Source organism: Pseudomonas sp. No.21 (genome assembly GCF_054558415.1).
The window spans coordinates 104,355-121,142 of sequence record NZ_BAAJNO010000004.1; the positions used below are offsets into that span (position 1 = coordinate 104,355).

A 16,788-nucleotide genomic window follows, 5' to 3' on the forward strand; every position below is an offset into this window, starting at 1 on the left:
CATGTCCGACTTGGGCGGCTTTATTCCTCCACTACCACTTCGTATACGCGTGATGGATTTCCACGCACGCTGCGAGTCCATGCATACCCGACTGGAGTGGGAGGAGCGTCGCACCTTGCTCGGGGCGAGCGATATCTCCTTCGTTGTAAACGCCCCGTTGGAATACTTGGCAGATGAGGACGGCGCAGACAGCGTGATCTTCATTGATCAGACGCTCCGCTCACGAGACCTGGGACGAAGGGGCTACCAGGTCGCCCCCACCCTGCACATTGCCTCAACAGGGTTCATTTTGTGGGCGGAGCAGATTATTCGCTACATACGCCACGCCGCCTTCGGCGGAGATTGGCCCGGACGTGACTATGCCGACTTCCGAAGTTTTTTGAGCTGCAGCACCAGCCGGCAGCTTCGCTGCGAGCTGGTCGATATCGATTACTCAAACCCATTACCACTGCAACAACTGCCTAGCCAAGGTTTCCGAACGCTCTATCTGCTGCTGATTAACAACGAGTGGCCAAGCCTGGGCGAAACAAGCGAGCTCACAGAAGCCATTGAGGAGCTCAGTCCGAATTTAGAGGCCATGGTTCTCAGTACCGTGATACTGCCCGACGAGCCAGCCAAAGCTCTGCTGTTCGGAGAAATTGAGCGATTTCCTGGGCGGGTATAGATGCCGAGTGTGCCTGCATCGAATAGAGTCGATGTCCATGCCAAGCACTCGAGAAGCATGATGCTTGCCTGGGCAGTCAGCTTTCCTCCATTCTCACTCAATCACTACTATCGGGAATGCTTGGGTGCCTAGTAATACATCTCGCCGCACACTGGCTCGCCAGTGGGAGCTCCTCCGCCTGCTTCCAAACAAGGCCCCCGGGCTGACCGCAACGGAACTGCACACGCGTTTACAAGATGCTGGGCATGACTCCAGTAAACGTACTATCGAACGCGACCTGCTAGAGCTCTCTCAGCTCTTCCCTCTTCAATGCAACGACAAGGGGATGCCATACGGGTGGCACTGGATGCCGGGCTGTGCAAGCGAGCTTCCGGGGCTTTCCCTGGGCGAAGCTCTGACACTTAGGTTGGTTGAAGATAGCCTGCATGCGCTGATTCCCAACCACATGTTGAAGGCCCTCGAACCCCGTTTTCGACAAGCCCATCAGAAGCTGCACTCCCTGAGCGACGAGGTACCGGCAGCACGATGGATTCATAAAGTGGCCAGCGTGCATCCAGATCTCTCGCTCTTACCGCCGACAGTCGATGAAGGCATCCTCGAGACGATCCAAGAAGCATTGCTGTATGAGAAGCAGCTGAGCTGTGTGTATTACGCCGCGCACAAGGATCAGGTACATCACTTCACCCTTAATCCACTGGCTCTGGTGCAACGCGGACAAGTGACCTATCTGCTAGCCACCGTGGAGCCATTCGATGACGTCCGCCAGTTTGCCCTGCATAGATTCAGCTCCGCACAGGTGCTGGATTTCGTGACTACTGGGCCGGCCGAATTCAATCTGAAGAGCTACCTAGAAAGTGGCGCCATGCAATTTGGCACCGCGTCTCAGACCAGGATCGTTGCTTGGATCAACGATGGGCTTGCTAGGCTGCTCAGGGAGACGCCTCTATCAGACGATATGACCCTAACAGATGAAGCCGATGGGTCAGTGTTAGTGGCTACAGTTACGGATAGCTGGGAGCTACGCTGGTGGATCTTGTCGCACGCGGGATCAATACAAATCCGAGAGCCCAAAAAACTTGCCGCTGAGATAACACATCGTCTTAGTCTGGCGCTCGCTATGCAAGGGCAGTACTAGTCTGACCTTCCTCGCGCACACCTACCTACAACTGAGCCAGGTAATGGTGATTGATCTCTGGCGAGCCATGGATACGGCTCACTCATGATCGTCACCACCTCGAATGATGTGCTCCAACCGGTCAGCCTCGGCAGCAACCAGTAAAGCTATGCAACCCAGCTCCTCTCGGTTCAGCCACTGCAGCGGATGGCAGGCGCGCACAGCGAGCTCACCCTGTTTGTTGACGTGAAAGTCCACCAAGTCGAAACTAGCGTTACGTCTGAGGGTATAACGCACCAGTGCCGAATCGAGCAGATTATCGCCTCCTCTTGCAAGCTCCTCGGTTGCGGCGGCATCCAGTACCCGCGAACTGAGTTGCACATGGCCCTGACGAGCCTTTACCCGCACACGCTGGCTGCGCCCCAAGTGCTCAAACTTGTAGCACAGCATCTGGCTGCTGCTGCGTAGAACTTGTATGCCATCCGGGCAAGGCAGATTGTCCAGCATGCTTTCCAGCAGACTTAGCGATTCGGCCAAAGGCTTGACTACCGACTCCCCCCTAGTTCGGCCAAGCAAGCTGAGCAACTCTTCATGCTGCAGGATGTGCTGACTGCCAGCATAGATTTCACTATTAGCGCGCAGCATCCAGCCTTGGTCGCGACTGTAGTGCAACTGCAATCGGCGCAACGGATCGGCCTGCAGTTCCTGCATGCGCTCGATTCGCTTGCTGGCCCACCCCCTGCCACTGTCGACCAGCCAGCCGGGGGCATTTTCATGTTCACAGCTGGCAGATAGCAGCAGCTCCGGCAAACCGGCGATCGTACGCAACTCCAGCTCGACATTACCTGTTCGCCAGTGCAGAGGACGCTCCTCCGGTGGGGCACCCAGCAAGGCCGTCAGTTGCTGACGTATGTGCTGGAGCCGCCGCTGCAGGGCCGTCTGATGCTTCTCGATCTGTGCAAGCTGGCTTCTGCCTTTTAGATCATCAGGCTGTACTGGGAACAAGCTACTTAGGCGCTCGCGCAGTGGCGGCTGCACCGGGGAGGTATCGGTTAGCTGTTGTGTAATTTGCAGCTCCCGCTCGCTCGCCCCAGCAGTCTGGATGCGGCCAAGCGAGAGCATGAAATCGTTCAAACTGCGTGCCGACTCCCGTACCTGCAGGAACTCCAGGCTCTGACGGATATGCGGATAGCGCACCTTGATGAAGTGATTGGCGCTATCGCGCTGGTTAGCCAGCATGCGTCGGTGCGACAGCGAAGCCACACGATCGACCCTTCCTACCTTCTGCTCTAGAGCAATCGGACTACGCGGAATGCCGTAATGCATAACGCTGTCACAAAAGGTATGCAGATCTTCTCCTTCCTGAAAAACATCTGTGGAAACCAGGATGCGAGGATAACCAGGCATACGAAAACGACGGGCCAGTGGACTGCGCTCAGTACGATTCTCACCACTAGCACCAGCGATTGGCTGCAGCGGGCTGATCTGATTACTGAGGTAGCGTGTCAGCTCAGTACTGGTTTTTTGCCAGGCCGCCGGGAAGTTGAGCTTGACCAGTAGATCCAGGTTGCTAGCGATGTCATGCAAAATCCGCCAGGAGCAGAATTGCACCTGCTGCTCGGCTTGCCGGGCAAGCAGTTCGCTGAACGCCACCCTTAGCGCATCGTCGGCATTGCCCTCATCGCGTCGCACGCCACGCAGGCTGTACAGATCGATAAATGGATGATCCAAACGACAAACCAGCGCAATAAGCTCCATATGGATTAGTTGACGTTTGAGCTCGTGCAGGGCTTGCTTTACGTCGCCACTCAGAAGCTCAAAAGTCTGCACACTCCATTCCGGCGCCAGCGTCTGCAGCTTGGGCTGCTGGCGCAGGTCATCCCAGAGAGTGAGTCGGTCGAGGTCATTCTGCAGACTGCTTAGGTCACTCAGTTCAATGCCTGGACGATCAGTGATGGACCAGTCTGGGTAGGCATAGCGCAGGATGCGACCCGCTACCAAAGACGCAGCGGTCCCTGTGCATACACTTGCCACGGTCTGCAGCCAAGCATACTGAGCCACCCGGAAGCGGCGCTGGGCCGACGGCTTATCATTCGAATTGACGACCCAGCGCGACCAGTCGACCACCAAGTTGCGCGGCATACCGGGCAAACGACTCCAGCCAGCCTCAAATAAACAACTGGTACGACCCAGCATATTGCGGAACGAGCTGGGCAGCGTACCCAGCGCCGGTGGCTGCTGCTCGTTCAGCTCGGCATTGCGACCACGGTAGAACCAAGTAAAGAAGTTGTCGGAACGAGCCGAAGGCTCTCCATTTTCATCAGCCTCTTCCGAGGTCACTTCGCCGGAGCGTTCGCAGTACTGCGTGCGATAACGCTCGAACCAGGCCATAACCGCCTGATCTTGTGTCACTTGGTGGGCCAACCAGTCATCGTAGGCCTCGTCCAGCTTTCCCTTCAGCTCGCTCACGCTACTTACCCGGCGCACGAACACCAGCTGCTTACTTCCCTCTACGAAGGCAAGGCGCGACAGCTGAGTACTGACCCAACTCATCTTCGGATGCGGTGGAAGACGGTTATCAAAAGTATCCTTCCAGGAACGAACCAGTTGCTCGACCACGTTCCGATCACGGGCATCAGGCTGGTTGCTGTCGCTGATGGCCACTTCTTGCAGATCACCATCGAATTGAACCTGGCCAGGCAGGTAGCTCTCGAAAGAGGCCAACATACCCAGCTCGAAACGGCCTGCGAAGTTCTGCTGTAGGTGCTGGCTGACCCGTTTCTGAACCAGCGCACTAAACAATTGTTCAGAGATCCCCATCTTCACTTCGGCTTCGGCGCCGGTGCGCAGCTCGTCGCGGTACATGTTGCGGGTATGCGGCACGTTGTCCAACTGAAGTTCGTTCAGCCTGCGCACCATCAGCCGATGCAGCGCTTGCTGCATCTCTGTGCTGTGCAGTTCGGCCCTTTCCGGCAAAGCTGCCGCTTGCGTCATACCGAAAAGCGCCAGCTGGTTGCGCAGATGAGATAGGTCACGGTCGTAGGGGGTGGCGGACAGCAGCAACAGGCGCCTGATCCGGGAAGCCTCGCCCTCCTGCCCCAGTAGCGCAGTAGCAAGCATGCGGTTGCGAGCACTGCTGTCACGGGACTTGCGCAGGTTATGCGCCTCATCGACCAGCACCAGATCGAAATGCGGCAGTACGCGGTAGATGGCTGCTGCCCAGCAATGTTTGACCGACTCCTTCAGGGCCTCCACGCCGCTGTCATCCCGGCAGCGCTTGAGTTGCTGGCGCAGGCCGAGGATCTGCTCCTCGTTGCGAGTCTGCGGCAGCAGGGCCACCAGACGGTCAAGGCTAGCTTCCAATTCGGCGACAGTGGCGCCAAGACCGAAGCTGAAAGCCGAAGTGCAAATGAAGTAATCACGCGCGGTACTGCTGGCTAGCGCATGCACAAGATCCGCTAGATTGTCGCAGGTAATCTGGGGTGCAGCCGGTCCGGCCAAGCTGCCGATGCCCCGGACGATGATGTCGTCGTTAAGGTAGTTATGCTCAATGAAACTTTGGAAATCCTTTATCCACTTGTCGCGCACGTTGACCGATGGCAGCAGGTAAAGTACGCGCAGATCCGGATTGAAGCGACGCATGAGCGCGACCACTCCCAGCGCGACATAGGTCTTGCCCATTCCAACCTCGTCGGCCAGATAGGCAACCCGATGCTGTGCCAGCTTATTGTGTAGGGCCAGCGTGCCCTCTAGTTGCTGCTCGCCCAGCCCGCGCAGCTCGTCCCGTCCTCCAGAGAAATCGATCAGCCTTTTGGCCGTTTGCAAATCAATGGCTTGCATCGCCGCCCTCCACGCATGGGCTGGCTTGAGCACCTAGCCCCGCGAGGAACTGCCGGCGGTACCAGTCGATGAAACGTCTGGCGTCCATGCCCTCGTCCTGTAAGCAGGGGGTGAGTTCGTTGCGCTCAAGCGTGGCCAAGCTGCGTTGCACCTCTGACAACAACCCAGGAGCGGCCTGTTCAGCATGACGCAGCAGCAATTCCTCAATTCCCAGCAGGGTCAGATAGCGCACAATCAGACCGGGAATAGTCGCCCCCTGCTGCGGTTGCACCGCAGCCAGCAGACCTGCCAGCGAGTCGGGCTGGGCCCCGCGCAGGAAGTAGTCCAAGGTGCGTTTATCGCCGCCCTGCGAAGCCCTCTCCAATCGCTGGCCGAGCGCCCAAAATGCGCCATTGACCTCGGAAAACTCGGAAAAGAAGCTGGCCACGTCCTGGATATCACCGGTCTGAATGAGATATTGGTCCGGATTCTCAAAGTTCTGACGCAGCGCGGCTTCCAGCATTGCACTCATGCTGGACATGCGCGCCTCATGCCCCATGGCATGTAGCAAACGCAACAGGCTCGCCAGATCCATGCCCGGCATGTCGAGCGGGCGGCCATACAGATTACGCTGGCTGACCAGTAGCACACCGCTGGCGACAGGCTGCTCGCCTGGAGGTTGTATGGAGGACTGCCAGCGGGCATGTACCAAGCTGGAGCGGGCAAACAGCTGTCGACCCTCGGTAAAGCTGACCTTCAGCGGTGTCGCTGCCTGCAGCTCGTGCTCGCTCACACAGTCAGAGTTGGCATCAAGCAAGGAAAGACGCCCCGTCTCAGGCGACAGCAGCAGCAGACAAGCATCCTGCCAGTCGAAGATCAGGTGCAGCAGCGGCATGACCGCGGCGGCAGAATCCAGCAGGCTGTCCGCCTCGACAGGACAGTCGAAAACCTGCGGTACACTTGCATTTGCCAGCGGTTGCAGCAGGGCTGGACATGGGCTACGCAGCAGGAAACCAGCCTCGACATTGCGACTAAACGCCTGCTCACTAAGGTTGACCGAGCCGATGAAGTGCCAGCCATCACGCCCCGTACAGTGGTAGATCTTGGCGTGCAGCCGACGATAGCCATCGGCGCCCATCAACTGCCGGTGTATCTCCGGCAGCCACTCAGCCCACTCCACCCGTTCGCTCAGCGCACCGTAGACATCCTTGCTGATGAGCGCCCGGCCAGCTTCGTCCCTGGGCAGAAATAACTGAACTTTCTTGAATGCTTCGAGCAAGCTCGCCACCACCCGATTGTTACCATCCTCGGCAAAGAACGGGCTAACGATTTCCAGTGTTCCCTGTGCTTCGGCCTGCGCAAGAAACTGCGGGAACGACTGAACATGCTGGCCATTGGCGGAGAAAGAAAAATAGAAGCTGCAGTTCGCATCAGCCTCGGTTTCCGGCAACTCCTCAAGCGCGTCCAGCAAGCGCTGCAGTGCCTGTACTGGCATTGCAGGCCGAACATTGCGGTAGAACTTCAGAGCCTGGTGCAGCGGGCGACGGATATTGGCCGGGGCATACTGTGCATCCAGCTCGACCCAGTGGCCTACTTCAATGTTCTCCCACCAGCCGGCTCGGGTCAGGTTAAAGGAGCCAGCACACAGCAGGATGCTGTAGCCGGGCTGGTCATCCGACTTGCCATCCTCAGCAGGGTTTTCCAGCAATAGCACGCTTAGCTTGGCATGCTGACAGGCCGGCAGCAGACTAACAGGCAGGTAGTCCACTTCCAGCCGGGGCGCGGTCTGCGACTCGAAGATGTCACGGTCGTAAGCCACGGCCCAGTGAGTGGCCGGTTGTTCGGGCTCCTGCATCTTCAGCTGCAGCTGGCCGTAGCGCAGTTCGTCGCTAGGGGACCAGACATCATTGCCCAGCATCAGGGGCAAAACTTCAAGCTCGAAAAACTCTGGCTCGAAACTGAAGGTGGAGAAAAAGCCGGCGCACACTCTCCGGCCGGCCAATTGCTGCACGAAGGCTTCACTAATGGTCAGCTGCTCCATCAGACGGCCTCCGCCGCGATGGCCAGAAAGGAACCGATGAAGTAAGTGTTGTGCCAGCCGAGGTTGGCCTCATCCAACTGTTCAGGCAACAAGGCGCGGTCATTACGCACGCGCACCTTCAGGCGCCGCCCCTCCCACTCCAGCCAAGGTGCACCTTTGCGGCCTGCCATGATGCTGCGGTTGTGCTCGAGCAGGGTATTGATGACCTGCAGACTGTCACCGGCAATCGCATACTTGTGTAGCTTCTGCAGGAAGTCGCGGTGCGGCAATGCGCTCAATTGCATCCAGTGATCGCGCAGCCCGAGGTTCTCCAGCCGCGGGGGCAGAACCTCTACCAGCTTGCTAGCTTCGCAGTTCTGCTGGCCCTGCAGCCAGCCGAAAATGGTCGCGGCCAGCACTAGCAACGGCTCGATGCTCTGAATCGCCAGCACGACTCGCCTGAGCTCGTCACTGATACCGGCACGCTGCTGCAGCCAGCCACAGAAGCCCGAAACCTCCCACTCGGACACTTCTGCCAGATAGCTGTGTGCCAGCAAGAACAGCTCACGCTGCAACGGGCTGGCAAGTCGGCCATCCAGCAGCAGGTTGACCAGGCGCTGGCGCAGCGACTGCTGGTCGAGCAGCGCGGCAAAGGCAGGAGCATGGCTCTCGATCTCAACCCGGCTGACTTTTCTGCGCTGGCAGATGCCGGCCAGTGCCGTCCATTCCGCCTTGCCCAACCCAGCGACCAGGCTGTCAATGAACTCCTGACCCGCAGCAGTGGGCTTGCGCTGACCTGGCTCCAACAGATCCGCCAACTGTAAGGCCGTGCTATAGAGTCCCCAGAGGCCGTAACTGAGCTGGTTGCTGAGAATCTCGGATTGGCTGCCCCGGCCGAGGGGCAGCACCTTCAGTTCCGACTTGCCGAGATTATTGCGCGCACGAGTGATGCCCAGCAGGCTGTCCCGGCCGGACTGGCAGCGCAGATACGCTGCAAGCTGTTCGAAGCGCAGGAAATGCTCCTGCATCTCCCACGAGTTATCCGAGCACTCACTAGCATAGCGACAGCACAACAGGGCCACGATGAAGTTGTCGAGATTGCTGGTGACCGTAGTCAGGTTACCGACCAGCTTGCGGCCGATGGAGCTCCAGATGGCCTCAGCCCCGAGCGGATCTCGCGTACCCTTCGGACGCGATCGCTCATCAAACAGCGACAGTACAGACAACATTGAACTTCTGGGTCCTTCCTTGGTAACGGAGCAAGGGTAAGTAAGCAACTGGTAGTTGGCGGGCTGGAGCTCAAGTGGTACGGACTGTATCTCCATGCTGCGACGAAATGCGACGCTCCACATGCAGCTCGGCACGGCCTTGGAGCGACAGTGGAGCATCCCCCCTCCGAGCTCAAAGCGTTGCAAACCCTGGGCTGTTGAGTGCGAAGCAGTGAAAGCTGCACTTGAACACAACATATCTCTCAAGGGGCTTCATCTAGCAGCCTCCCAACGAAGCCCCCTCACTGCCAATATGCAGGTTGAGTCCTACTCAGCTGATAACTCATATCGTGTCAGAAGCTCAGCATCAGCCAGGCAGGTAAAGCTTGCTACTAGACCGGACAAGGTGGCGTTAGGCGCTACCGCCGTATGCGGCACCAGCAGATAGGTCCAAGGCTTACCCCCAACCTTCTGGCTGTGGCAGACAGTGGCAATGTGGGCCCAAAGTGCAGCGAGCTCTGCCTTTTGAACTACAGGCGCTTCCTTCATCTGGTCAGCACGCTTTGTCTCAACGATCAAAAGACGATCATTACTTTCGACAACAAAATCTGGCTGATAAGGAAGACCATCAGAGCTATACAGTTTGAATTGATTCGGCCCAGGCTTCATCCAGAGCTTAACGCTTGAGTCTCTCTCCAAAAGCTCACTCATCTGCCGCTCTGAGTCCGAGTCAAACTTGGCCAAGTGATAGCAAGACTTACTGAAACCGCTGAATATGTATTTTTTTATTTCATTCAGCTTCTCAGGTGCCTTACGGAAGTCAGAAGCGTACTTAGTACCCACATCCTCAAAATTTTGCGGGCGCAAATCCTGGAAGGCAGCATCAACCGTTACCCGATATTTTGTCTGCCCACGCCACATGTTTTTCTTCATCTCGGCAAAAATGGCGGCCGCCATCTGCTTGGAGTGCCCCTGCAAAACACTGCGCAGCTCTTCGGGCTTTTCATACTTTTCGGCAAAGTGCTTAACAACCTGACCAGCCAAGTCATACAGCACCTCTGCATGTGTTTCGTAATCGATCTCGGGAAGGTCGATCAGCTTTGAGACGATAAAGTCCTCAAGCCTTACCTGTTGTTCCGCATTGGCATCCCCGATGATGGTTTGGGTTTTCTCCGTGCGCAAAACCTGAATCAACAGTTCCTGCGCCAGCGGCTGATAATTCCACTGCTTTAGATCCAGCGTGAAAGACTTGAAGCCAAAGGACACATCTTCAGTAGGCGTAATGGTCAGCGCCGGTATGGGAATAATTTTCTCGACGAACTGCTCACAAATAGCCTTAACGATCTCCTGGGCCTTTTCAACAGAGACAGGGAACAGTGCTTGCTGCGGCACTTGAACTGACTGTACTGCCTTTAAGACGAAGTCTTGTACTTCTGGCTTTTTCAGGTCCGTCAGTCCGCCTACCTTTTTAGCCGCTTGCTGCACGACAACTTGTATCGCTGCCTCAGCCAGCTCTACCTCTTGCGCACTATCCAACGTAAAGCTAGCTGGAGCTTCCTTGGCCTGCAGTGGGGCACCAGGTGCACTAGCCCCATAGCTAAGCTGAGGACTGGGCTCAGAAGATGGCTTCGCCAAGCTCTGAACCAAATGTTGCAGGGTATTTTGTGCTGTTATCGTTTGCGGCTTGCTTGAGGGCACATCACCGCCGTCGCCGATAAACACCTGCTTGAGCCTCTTGGTGACACCGTTTTCGGTTTTGGCCAACTCAATAAGTGCATTGAAGCGGTCATGGGCGATCACCGTCAGTTGATCGACCTCAGCCACGCCCGTGCGCCGACCGTAAGGCAGACGCAATCCACGCCCCAAGGTCTGTTCGGTCAGAATGTCTGAAGCTGAAGCCCGCAACGGCACGATGGTGAATAGGTTGGTTACGTCCCAGCCTTCTTTCAACTTGTTAACGTGGATGACAATGTCCGTGTCGCCGCTTCTTTCAATGTTAAGCAGGCGCTGAGCATTCTCGTCGCTCTCCTCACCCGAGGTCTTCGAGTGAATTTCAATCACCCGGCCCCGATAGCGGCCAGCAAAAAAGTCATCTGACTCAACGAACTGCTTCACCTCAGAGGCATGGGTCGTGTCTTTAGTCACCACCAGCATAAAGGGCCGCACAATCGGTTTGTCGTGGTTTTTAGCGTAGGTTTCGAGGGCAACCTTGACGTGCTCGTGGTAGTTAATGCCGTCCTCGAGCATGATGCGCTCAAGCGTTTCGGCATCCACCGATTTGGGATCAAAATTTGCCCTGGTGCCGATAGCAGGCTCTTTGACGTAGCCATCTTCCATCGCGTCCGGCAGATCGTAGCGGTACACCACATTCTTAAATGGCTGGGGCTTGCTACCGGTGGTTTTCGGTGTCGCCGTCACCTCAAGCCCCATAATCGGCTGCAGCTCGGCAATAGCCTTGAATCCAGCACTACCGCGATAACGGTGCGCTTCATCCATTAGGAGTACCAGGTCATCAAGCTCAGATAGGTACGAGAAATAGCTGTCGCCAATGTACTCCTGCAGGCGCTTGATGCGAGGGGCGGCACCGCCTCGTACCTCAGAGTTGATCTTCGAAATGTTGAAGATATTGATGATCACACTTTCGCGACCGAATAGATCCCCACCGCGTACGCCACGGCCTTCTTCATAGTTTTCCGCGTTAACAATCAAAGGCGGGGTATGGGCAAAGGCCTCAATGCCCTTGAACACATACTTAGGACTGCGCGGATCGAAGTCGAACAGCAACTTCTCATAGATCGTCAGGTTCGGTGCCAAAATAAAGAAATTTCGGCTCTTGCCGATCATCTGCAAATAGCTGATGAATGCACCCATTAAGCGGGTCTTGCCAACACCGGTGGCAACGGAGAAACAAACTGACGGAAAGTCGCGTTCAAATTCTGCAAAGTCCGCATCAGTAACCTCATTGAATGCCTGACGCACCTGATCCCGAGCGATGTCTACATCAGTACCCTTTTTCGGGTCAACCAATCCTACGATAGTGTCGAGACGACGAAGTGCCTCTGCCTGAGGCTTGCGCAACGAGAGGCGCTGACTAATTTGCGTAACTACACGATCCCTGCTCATTCCAGTCATCTCAATTTCCTTCAGAGTCATCGAATAGGCTGGCCTGCACTACTGATGCTTTAATTTTTTTTAATTTGTTTGGAGTGCCGTCTGCGTTTTCGACGTCCTCATCTTGCAAAGGCAAGGCTGCGATTTTTAAGGAGTAATCGTCTTTACCCCACTCGCAACGATCCAGCACCACGCGGGGGATTTTCTTAATAGTTAGGTTCGCTAAGTTATCGCCAGCGGCCTCATAGGCCATGCAGCAAACCAGCAAACTGCGCTCTTCCCCCACCTCATCAGACAGGGCCTTGAGTTGATCAAAGGTTAAGCTGTTGGTTGTCACGTAGATAAAAGCGCTTTCTGTGGCCTTACCATGCATCCAGTAGTGTTCGGGGGATGGTGCGTAGGTGTAATTGAAGTGTTTACACATGGCCTCGGCCAGCATTTCTGGCTGGTAATCTTTATTGATTACCAAATTGCCCCACTTGTCCTTTTGCAGCAATGAAGGGGCGAGTTTAAAGAAACGGTAGCCGCCTCCACCCTGCCAATTCACAGACTCAGTCACTCCCCCTTTATCAGAGCCGTCGATGACCTTTTGCATACGTGGCACAATATGAGTTTTAGCGTGCTCCCCCAGCTCGACCATAATCCAGCGGCGGCCCATTTTGTGGGCTACAGCACCGGTTGTGCCTGAACCTGCGAAGGAGTCGAGGACGAGGTCCCCCGGATTGGAAGCGATTTGTATGACATGTTTCAACAATCGCTCTGGCTTCGGCGTATCAAACGGCAATGTATCAGGGAACAATGCGTGGATTTCACGCTTAGCCTCCTGAGAGTGTCCAACTTCGCTATGCGGCCAAATTGATCGAGGAACTACCCCGTCCTGAACATCCTGTAGAAACAACTTAACTGCAGGGGCATTGTCTCCATTTTCTCCGAAAACAATTCTTCCCTCATCCACCATTGCCCAAAAATCTGGCTCAGTCATACGCCAGTGACTACCTTTCGGAGGACGTATCTCCCGCCCCGAGGGTGTTTCGATAGCATACATAAGCCCAGCATGTCGCTCACCTGATGCGAAAATCGGCCCCAAACGCCATGGCCCACGTGAATCGTTATCTGGGTTTTTGTACTTACTTACTGCCTTATCATCTCTAGGCAATAAATTTCTGTGATACTTAAATTTATTTCCTAGAGGTGAATAGATGAGGATGTAATTATGTGCAGGGGAGATTGCGGCAGCATTGCTGCGCCCGTAGAAATTCTCCCAAATGATTGAAGCCACAAATGCCTGGCGACCAAAAATCTCATCACAAATAACTTTTAAGTAATGCCCTTCGTTCTCATCAATTGCAATCCAGATGGAGCCGTCATCGCGAAGCAGATCTTTGAGAATAACTAAGCGATCTCGCATCATGCTTAGCCAAAGTGAATGCTCAACTCCATCGTCATAATGCTCAAACGCCGACCCAGTGTTATACGGAGGATCGATAAAAATACATTTCACCTTGCCGCGCACATTTGGATCCGTCTCCAGCGCTTTTAGCGCCAGAAGGTTATCCCCATGAACCAGCATATTGTCGAAGTTATCATTCTCCCGCCGTGTTTCTGCGTGATAGGAAAACTCAGCTTCTTCAATTAGGATGCGCGGCTCTAGGCGCGGGCGATCATCCTTGCCAATCCAGGTCAGTTCAAGTTTGGTTTTACCAGCCATTAGATCAGGCTCCATCGAATCGTAAACAGGTGATCCACCTGTGGCGTCAGATTAAGTTTTTCGGCAATGGCATCGAGCATGGCATCGCGCTCAGTATCGATTTCACGCAAGCGGGTATAAAGCTGATGCTGAAGATCATCTACCTGGCGCTTTAAGGCTTTGGCTTCGTGCTGTAACTCAAGCTTGGCGGCTAAGTTAGCGGTTGCACGGGCGAGTTTATTTTTTTCATTGGCCTGCTTAGTCAGCTCTTTAATCTGCTGGTCATAGGCCACATGGGCGTCATTACGCCACGCATCAAGACGGTCTTCTTCCTCGTTGAGAAACTCGCCCAAACGCTCTTGCGCACGCCCGACAAGGTCCGTTTGCCGCGCCTCAGTCACACTCGCCAACTCTGACTCTGGGGCCTGCCCCATCGGTGCGCTAATCTCTCGGGCAGGAATGTGCAGCAAGCGTTCCGCGGTACTCGGGTCAAGCATGCTGCCGTCATCGTTAAAGGCTGCGCAGATAAGCTCATCCCAAATGCGAGCAGGGGTTTGCAGCGATAGACGCGAGAGTCGCATCCAACCTGATTGGCCACGCAAGCTGGACACATCCGCCAGATTGCCGGCATAGGCGCTGTAGTCAAACTCAAGCATTGCCGTGGGGGTTGATCGTGCTTTTGCCTGTGCCACCAATTGGTCAGCCAAACCACCATCACTTAAGCGGAAGAAGCGCCAGCCGTTTTCCTCTGCCTCAGGCCATTCGGTAGACCAGGTGCTGCCTTGGTAATCAAAGCGCTCAACATGGTTTGAATGGAAACGGGCTTCCGGCAGTTCAGCGCGGACAAGGCTCAGCAGAGCCCGGCGAAAGTCGCCGAGAGCAGCATGAACACCCTCCTTACGGCTCATCAGGCGCTCAATTACCTTTTCATCCATCTCAGCCAAGATCTTGTTGCGTGCATCCTGTTTGGCAGCATCAATCTCGACACTGAACTCTTCTTGCAGGCGATCAAAGGCCTCATTGATTTCATCATTCGAGCGGCACGTCTGGACGATCTCCAAAATGCGCCGCTCGATATCCACCCCAGACTCAATGGCACCTAAGACCTCATCGGATGAGCCAAACACCCCCTCAAAGAGCTTGAACTTCTGCTCTAAGAGCTGGTGGATGCGCTCCTCGGCCTGGTTCTTGCGATTGAGAAAGTTGATGACAGTGACGTCGATCTTTTGCCCGTAACGATGGCAACGGCCAATGCGCTGCTCAACCCTCTGTGGATTCCAGGGCAAGTCATAGTTGATTAGCAGCGAGCAGAACTGCAGGTTGATACCTTCGGCACCGGACTCCGTGGCAATGAGGATGGAGCGGTCATGTTTGAAAGCATCGACAATCGCCGCCTTCATATCGGCGGTTTTAGAGCCGGAGACAACCTCAGTGTCTTTATTTTTGGCAAGCCACTCTTTGTAAATGGCTGTGCTGTCTTTGTCAGTATTTGAGCCGTTGAGTATCACGACTTGACCGGCAAAGCCGTTTTGCTCCAGTAGATCCCGCAGATAGGCTTGGGTACGCACCGACTCCGTAAAGACTACTGCCTTGCGCTGGCCGCCTTTACCTTCTATCTCGGCCATAACGATGGGCAAGCACTCCAGGAGTGCTCGCCCCTTTGCGTTGTCGTTAATTGAGGTAGCAATATCCCGGTAATGAGTCAGCTCGGCGATCTCAGCCCGAAGTTTTTCTGGGTCGATCTCATCAAGATCATCATCCGAATGGTCTTCGACAGCATCCGCTTCGGTTGCGGCGATAGAACCTGCGTCACGCCAATCCTCGGCCTCCTCAGCAAATCCATCAAGATCATCCAGGGTATCGTCATCAACCGCTAACTTCGCTTGCAGGCGATTGACCATCTTGTCCAAGGTTTTAGCAATGGCAAATGAGGATGACCCCAGGATCTTGCGCAAGGACAAAGTCACCAGGTGCCGGCCATTTTTACCTAGGGCGATGGTGCCTGGGTTCTGCAGGTAAGCCGATACTGAGTCGTACAGATCCAGCTCAAGTTTGCTGGGAGTAAAGTCAAAGGTTTTCGGTAAACGGTTGGTGTAGTTGATCAGTCCCGCCTTCTGGACCTGACGACGCAAGGTGCGTTTACAGATGGGCTCCAAGCGATGTTGCAGCAAGGCCATCGCCGCAAGGTTTCCCTTGCCACCGAACTCGGCCCTGAAAGCCTGCTCCGAACCAAAGTAAGCCTCATCAATGATCGTGACGAGGCCGTAAAGCTCCATCAGGTTGTTCTGCAACGGTGTTGCCGTGAGCAAAAGCTTCTGACAACCCTGCAAAGCGTCGCGCAGGACTGCAGCTCGAGAATTGTTAGCTGCCTTAAAGACGTTACGCAGCTTGTGCGCCTCATCAAATACGACCAGGTCCCAAGCAACCTTTTGCAGCTGATGGGCGATACGAGCTGCATATTCGTAAGAGACGATGATGATGCCTTCCTTACGCCCAATGGGATTGGGTTGCCCGCAGGACGCCAAGTCTTTAAGGCGCTTGGCATCAAGGATGGCCGAGGGCAATGAGAACTTCTCACGTAGCTCAGTGGCCCACTGCTTGCGAAGAGAGGCCGGCACAATCAACAGAAGATTTCGACGCTGCTCCCACCAACGCTGGCTGAGCACCAACGCCGCCTCGATGGTTTTGCCAAGCCCTACCTCATCTGCCAGCAGCACGCCTTTGGATAATGGCGAACGCAAGGCAAACATAGCCGCATCGACCTGGTGCGGGTTCAGATCCACACGGGCCGAGGATAAAGACTGGGTCAAAGACTCGTCGGCACCGATACCTTCACGCGTTAAGAAGTGCGCAAAGTACTTTGCTTGGTATGGGCTGTAGATCATTTGGAAAACAGATCCTTTTAGATTTAGGCTTTCTTGCAAAGCAGACTGGAGTGAGCCTTTTTGCCATCCAGAAGGGAGACTTGAAGGCGAAGACGCCGTCCACTCAGCTCCGATGCCCATTCACGCCGGATTATCCCTTAGCCGCCCCTTTGTGTCCGGCTTCAGGTCATCCTTTCCCCGCAGCTGTGCTCGCAAGCGCTTATCACGCTGATGACTCTTAGCGACGCTAAATTGGCTGGGACGAGGCAAACAACATCAATTGGCCACTACTTACATCCTG

Annotated in this window: 8 protein-coding genes; 2 read left to right on the forward strand and 6 right to left on the reverse strand. The window is 55.3% G+C overall.

The features are described 5' to 3' along the window. Nucleotide 1: 1 nt before the first annotated feature. Nucleotides 2-664: a hypothetical protein gene (locus ACYJSS_RS08995; RefSeq protein ID WP_271658391.1), complete on the forward strand. Its 663-nt coding sequence runs from the start codon at nt 2-4 to the stop codon at nt 662-664. Nucleotides 665-788: 124 nt separating this feature from the next. Next, nucleotides 789-1,799 (forward strand): helix-turn-helix transcriptional regulator, encoded by a 1,011-nt coding sequence (locus ACYJSS_RS09000; protein ID WP_271658392.1) that lies wholly within the window; start codon nt 789-791, stop codon nt 1,797-1,799. A 78-nt stretch (nt 1,800-1,877) separates the two neighbouring features. Here the strand turns inward: ACYJSS_RS09000 and ACYJSS_RS09005 are convergent, their stop codons facing one another. The 6 genes from ACYJSS_RS09005 to ACYJSS_RS09030 form a co-directional block, all read right to left on the reverse strand. Next, nucleotides 1,878-5,618, reverse strand: a complete 3,741-nt coding sequence (locus ACYJSS_RS09005) for a DEAD/DEAH box helicase family protein (RefSeq protein WP_271658393.1) — start codon at nt 5,616-5,618, stop codon at nt 1,878-1,880. Further along, nucleotides 5,605-7,638 carry a phospholipase D-like domain-containing protein gene (locus tag ACYJSS_RS09010; protein WP_271658394.1) on the reverse strand — a complete coding sequence of 678 codons (2,034 nt, stop codon included), beginning with the start codon at nt 7,636-7,638 and terminating at the stop codon, nt 5,605-5,607. Before ACYJSS_RS09010 ends, ACYJSS_RS09005 begins: the two co-directional genes overlap by 14 nt. Beyond that, on the reverse strand, nt 7,638-8,846 hold the full coding sequence (locus ACYJSS_RS09015) for a hypothetical protein (protein ID WP_271658395.1): 1,209 nt from the start codon (nt 8,844-8,846) through the stop codon (nt 7,638-7,640). The genes ACYJSS_RS09010 and ACYJSS_RS09015 overlap by 1 nt, the downstream gene beginning before the upstream one ends. A gap of 306 nt (nt 8,847-9,152) precedes the next feature. Next, on the reverse strand, nt 9,153-11,978 hold the full coding sequence (locus ACYJSS_RS09020) for a DEAD/DEAH box helicase family protein (protein ID WP_271658396.1): 2,826 nt from the start codon (nt 11,976-11,978) through the stop codon (nt 9,153-9,155). Then, nucleotides 11,959-13,644, reverse strand: a complete 1,686-nt coding sequence (locus ACYJSS_RS09025) for a site-specific DNA-methyltransferase (protein ID WP_271658397.1) — start codon at nt 13,642-13,644, stop codon at nt 11,959-11,961. The genes ACYJSS_RS09020 and ACYJSS_RS09025 overlap by 20 nt, the downstream gene beginning before the upstream one ends. Further along, nucleotides 13,644-16,508, reverse strand: coding sequence for an SNF2-related protein (locus tag ACYJSS_RS09030; protein WP_271658398.1), 2,865 nt, complete (start codon nt 16,506-16,508; stop codon nt 13,644-13,646). The genes ACYJSS_RS09025 and ACYJSS_RS09030 overlap by 1 nt, the downstream gene beginning before the upstream one ends. Between the last annotated feature and the right edge of the window lie 280 nt (nt 16,509-16,788).

Excerpts from the sequence above, each read along its gene's own strand:
- ACYJSS_RS09025 (WP_271658397.1), bottom strand. The coding sequence starts at position 13,644 with ATGGCTGGTAAAACCAAACTTGAACTGACCTGGATTGGCAAGGATGAT.
- ACYJSS_RS09005 (WP_271658393.1), bottom strand. The coding sequence starts at position 5,618 with ATGCAAGCCATTGATTTGCAAACGGCCAAAAGGCTGATCGATTTCTCT.
- ACYJSS_RS09030 (WP_271658398.1), bottom strand. The coding sequence starts at position 16,508 with ATGATCTACAGCCCATACCAAGCAAAGTACTTTGCGCACTTCTTAACG.
- ACYJSS_RS08995 (WP_271658391.1), top strand. The coding sequence starts at position 2 with ATGTCCGACTTGGGCGGCTTTATTCCTCCACTACCACTTCGTATACGC.
- ACYJSS_RS09015 (WP_271658395.1), bottom strand. The coding sequence starts at position 8,846 with ATGTTGTCTGTACTGTCGCTGTTTGATGAGCGATCGCGTCCGAAGGGT.
- ACYJSS_RS09020 (WP_271658396.1), bottom strand. The coding sequence starts at position 11,978 with ATGACTCTGAAGGAAATTGAGATGACTGGAATGAGCAGGGATCGTGTA.
- ACYJSS_RS09010 (WP_271658394.1), bottom strand. The coding sequence starts at position 7,638 with ATGGAGCAGCTGACCATTAGTGAAGCCTTCGTGCAGCAATTGGCCGGC.